Raw genomic sequence first — 4301 nt, 5'->3', positions numbered from 1 at the left:
GCTGGAGTTCCTCGGCCGCCGCGATGCCCAGGTCAAGATCCGCGGCTTCCGGATCGAGATCGGCGAGATCGAGAACACCCTGCTGCGCCTCCCCGGTGTCCGCGACGGCGCGGTGGTGGTCGCCGAACGGGCCGACCAGAGCAAGTACCTGGTGGCCTTCTACTCCGGCCGGCAGCCACTCGAGGCCGACGTCCTGCTGAAGCGGCTGAGTGCGTCGCTGCCCGAGTACATGGTCCCGTCGGTCTTCCACTGGCGGGACAGCCTGCCCCTGACGGCCAATAGCAAGATCGACAGGAAGACGCTGACGGCGCTCGCCGAGGAGCTCGACGTCGTCGAGGACGACTACAGCGCGCCGAGTACGCCCACAGAACAGTGGCTGGCCGCCACGTGGGCCAAGGTCCTCGGCATTCCGCAGGACCGGATCGGTCGGCGGGACCACTTCTTCGACCGGGGCGGCACGTCGCTGTCGGCAGTGAAGCTGGCCATCACCCTCGACCGTGCGGTGACCCTGAAGGACGTCACCCGTCACCCGGTCCTCGCCGATCTGGCCGGGCTGGTCGACGGCCGGTCCGACCGGAGCTCCGGGCTGCTGCAGTCACTGTCGGAATCGGACCGCGCGCAGGCCGGTGCCCTGCTGTGCTTCCCCCACGCCGGCGGCAACGCGGTGAACTTCCAGCCGCTGGCCAAGGCACTGCCGGCCGGCGGCCTGGCGGTCTACGCCGTCGAGCTGCCCGGTCACGACGTGGCCGCCGAGAGCGAGCCGTTCGCGCCGATCGCAGAGGTGGTTGAACAGGTCATCGCCGAGATCACCCGGCGTGGCCTGACCAGGATCCTGCTGTGGGGCCACTCCTCGGGCACCGCATTGGCCATGGAGACGGCCAGGCAGCTGCAGGAGCGCGGGGTGGACGTCCAGCGGGTGTTCCTCGGCGCGCAGCTGCTCGGTGACGCCACCGCCCGGCGCGCCGCCATCACCGAGCTGGCCGGGCGGAGCAACGCCGAGATCGTCACCGAGCTGGCCGGGCGGAGCAAGGCCGCGATCGCCGCGGCGCTGAGCGCAGACGGCGGCTACACCGAGCTCGGTGAGCTGGATGCGCAGCGCGCCGAGCATGTCGGTGCGGCATTCCGGCACGACTGTGTGTCCGCGCATCGCTATTTCGCCGATGCCCTGGACGCCCCGCCGACGGTGAAGCTGTCCGCGCCGGTCACCGTCGTCGTCGCCGCCGACGACCCGAGCACGGCGCAGTTCCCGCGCCGGTACCGCGACTGGCAACTCCTCGCCGACCACGTCGACCTGCACGAGCTCGCCGACGGCGGCCACTACTTCCTGCGCACCCGTCCGACCGAGGTGGCCAAGGCCGTGCTGAGCGCCGCCGAATGGCCGACTTCCTACTGAGCCGCGACTGAAAGGAAAACGAGATGTCGTCCTCATCCCCGACATCACTGCTCGACGTGGAGACGAAACCCGGCAAACCTCCGATGCTGCGGGTCGAAGCCACCGTCGACGCGGCGAGCTGGGCGGCCGAGCAACGGGACGCGCTGCGCGCCGTCGTCGCCGAGCACGGTTCCGTCCTGGTCCGCGGCCTGGGGCTGCGCGACGCGGCCGGGGTCGACGGGGTCCTTCAGCGGCTGGCCACCGCACCGATGACCGAGAAGGAAGCCTTCGCCCCCCGCCAGACCTACTCCGAAGGCGTCTACTCCTCATCGCAGTGGCCGCCGAACCAGCCCATGTGCATGCACCACGAACTGAGCTACCGGCTCGAGTTCCCCGGCCTGATGCTGTTCGCATGCATCGGTGCGCCCACCGAGGGCGGGGCGACCTCGGTGGCCGACGCACCGACCGTGCTCGACGCACTGCCCACCGAGTTGACCGAGCGGTTCGAGCGGGAGGGCTGGCTGCTCACCCGCAGCTACAACGACGAGATCGGCGCCTCCCTGGCCGAGGCGTTCGGGACCGATGAGCGGGGCGCCGTCGAGAGCTACTGCCGTGCCAACGCGATCGAGTTCGCGTGGCAGCCCGACGGTGGACTGCGCACCAGACAGCGCCGCAGCGCCGTGGTGCGACACCCGGTCACCGGCCGGCGCTGCTGGTTCAACCAGATCGCCTTCCTCAACGAATGGACGCTGGCCCCCGAGGTGCGCGAGTACCTCATCGACGAGTACGGCGCCGACGGACTGCCCTTCAACACCCGCTTCGGCGAAGGCGACCCGATCGGCGACGACGTCGTACAACTGCTCAACAAGATCTACGAAGAGAACACCGCACGGGAGCCATGGCAGGCCGGCGACCTGCTGCTGGTCGACAACATCCGCACCGCACACAGCAGGGAACCCTTCCAAGGACCGCGGGAAGTGCTCGTCGCGATGGCCGATCCAACTCACCTGGCCGACTGCTCGCCAACAATCGAGGTGACTGGCCCATGACCACCGTCCGCTCTGCCGCGACGCAGTCCGCAATGCCCGAGCCGATGGCTGTGCCGCCGTTTGCGGTGATCCCCGGTGCCCAGGTTCAGCGCGTGCTGCAGGGGCGCGAGAAGGAGATCGTGGAGTTGGTCGAGGCCACCTACCGGCTGCACGGCGCCGGTGATTCGGTGAACCCGCCGTCCTACTTCCTGCGTTTCCCCGACCGCCCGTCCTCCCGGATCATCGCGCTGCCCGCCTCGATCGGCGGGGAAGTGCGGGTGGACGGCCTGAAATGGATCTCCAGCTTCCCGGAGAACGTGACGGCAGGCATCCCTCGTGCCTCGGCCGTGCTGATCCTCAACGACCATGACACCGGCTACCCGTTCGCCTGCCTGGAAAGCTCGATCATCAGCGCCACCAGGACGGCCGCGTCAGCCGCGTCGGCCGCCGACTGGCTCAGCCGCGACCGCCACCGCCCGACGCGCGTCGGGTTCTTCGGGGTGGGCTTGATCGCCCGCTACATCCATGCCTTCCTGGCCGGCACCGGCTGGTCGTTCGACGAGATCGGCGTGCACGACCTGTCCCCCGAGAGCGCGGCAGGCTTCCGCACTTATCTGGAGCAGTCGGGCACCGCCGGCTGGATCACCGTGCACGACAGTGCCGAGCAGCTGATCCGGAACAGCGACCTGGTGGTCTTCGCCACCGTCGCCGCCCAGCCGCATGTCAGCGATCTGTCGTGGTTCGCACACAATCCGTTGGTGCTGCATGTGTCGCTGCGCGACCTCGCGCCGGAGATCCTGCTGGCATCGGCCAACATCGTCGATGACGTCGAGCACTGTCTCAAGGCCAACACCTCGCCGCATCTGGCCGAGCAGCTCACGGGCAACCGGGACTTCCTGCACGGCACCTTGGACGACGCGATGGCCAGGCGCGTGACCGTGCCGACGGACCGCCCCGCCGTGTTCTCGCCGTTCGGTCTCGGGGTGCTCGACCTCGCCGTCGGCAAGTACGTCTACGACGAGGTGGTCCGCTCCGGAGAACTGCAGATCATCGACGACTTCTTCCACGAACTGAGCCGGTACGGATGAGCCGGCCGAGAGCCCGGGAGGCACATGCAGGACTAATCCCAGGAGAGATCACCGGTCAAGTCGCCGCAAGTCAGGGCGCACGAGACCGCGGCCGCTGACGCAGGGCCCCCGTCCGGCTCGGTTGGACACAGGCTCCCGCCCGCAAGACCGAGAAGCCCGCCCACGGTCGGATGGACGTTCCAAAAGTGCTCTGCTGCAGATGAGGAGACCATCGTGCCCGTCATATCCGTTCCCTACGCCTTCAACGAAGAGGAGCTCTATGTCGACCTTCGGTCGATCTTCGGGCAGTCGCTCTTCCTGAAGTGTGAGGGCTTCAACTTCGCCGGCTCGATCAAGCTGAAAGCCGCGACCGAGATGGTGGAGACCGCCGAGCGGGACGGAGTCCTGACGCCGAATTCGATCCTGGTCGAGTCCTCGTCCGGAAACCTCGGCGTGGCGCTGAGCATGATCGCGGCGAGCAAGGGCTACCGGTTCCTGTGCGTGACGGACTCCCGCTGCAACCTGTCGACCAGGATGATGATGGAGGCCCTGGGCAGCCAGGTGCACATCATCGCCGGCCAGGAGGCCAACGGCGGCTTCCTCGGCGCGCGGATCGAGTACGTCCGCGCGCTGTGCGCCTCCGACGACCGTTACGTATGGCTCAGCCAGTACACCAACCCGAGCAACTGGAAGGCGCACTACCGCAAGACAGCGCCGGAGATCGCCCGCCAGTTCCCGCACCTGGACGTGCTGTTCGTCGGGGCCGGCACCACCGGGACCCTGATGGGCTGTGCACGCTACTTCCGGGAGTGGCACCGCCCGGTGCATGTCGTC

At 68.4% G+C, this 4301-nt stretch carries 4 protein-coding genes; all 4 read left to right on the top strand.

The window, feature by feature from the left end; genetic code table 11:
* On the top strand, nucleotides 1–1393 hold a 1393-nt coding region (locus AB0D12_RS40950; protein WP_362695105.1), incomplete at its 5' end, for an alpha/beta fold hydrolase.
* A 23-nt stretch (nucleotides 1394–1416) separates the two neighbouring features.
* Nucleotides 1417–2421: a TauD/TfdA family dioxygenase gene (locus tag AB0D12_RS40945; RefSeq protein WP_362695102.1), complete on the top strand. Its 1005-nt coding sequence runs from the start codon at nucleotides 1417–1419 to the stop codon at nucleotides 2419–2421.
* On the top strand, nucleotides 2418–3488 hold the full coding sequence (gene sbnB / locus AB0D12_RS40940; protein WP_362695099.1) for a 2,3-diaminopropionate biosynthesis protein SbnB: 1071 nt from the start codon (nucleotides 2418–2420) through the stop codon (nucleotides 3486–3488). Before AB0D12_RS40945 ends, sbnB begins: the two co-directional genes overlap by 4 nt.
* A gap of 213 nt (nucleotides 3489–3701) precedes the next feature.
* Nucleotides 3702–4301, top strand: a 600-nt coding sequence (locus tag AB0D12_RS40935; protein ID WP_362695096.1) for a pyridoxal-phosphate dependent enzyme, incomplete at its 3' end; no start/stop codon positions are given.

It is taken from the genome of Streptomyces sp. NPDC048479 (assembly GCF_040651435.1).
Taxonomy (GTDB): domain Bacteria; phylum Actinomycetota; class Actinomycetes; order Streptomycetales; family Streptomycetaceae; genus Streptomyces.
The sequence above is the reverse complement of the archived record's forward strand: the minus strand, read 5'-3'. Positions and strand labels throughout refer to the sequence as shown.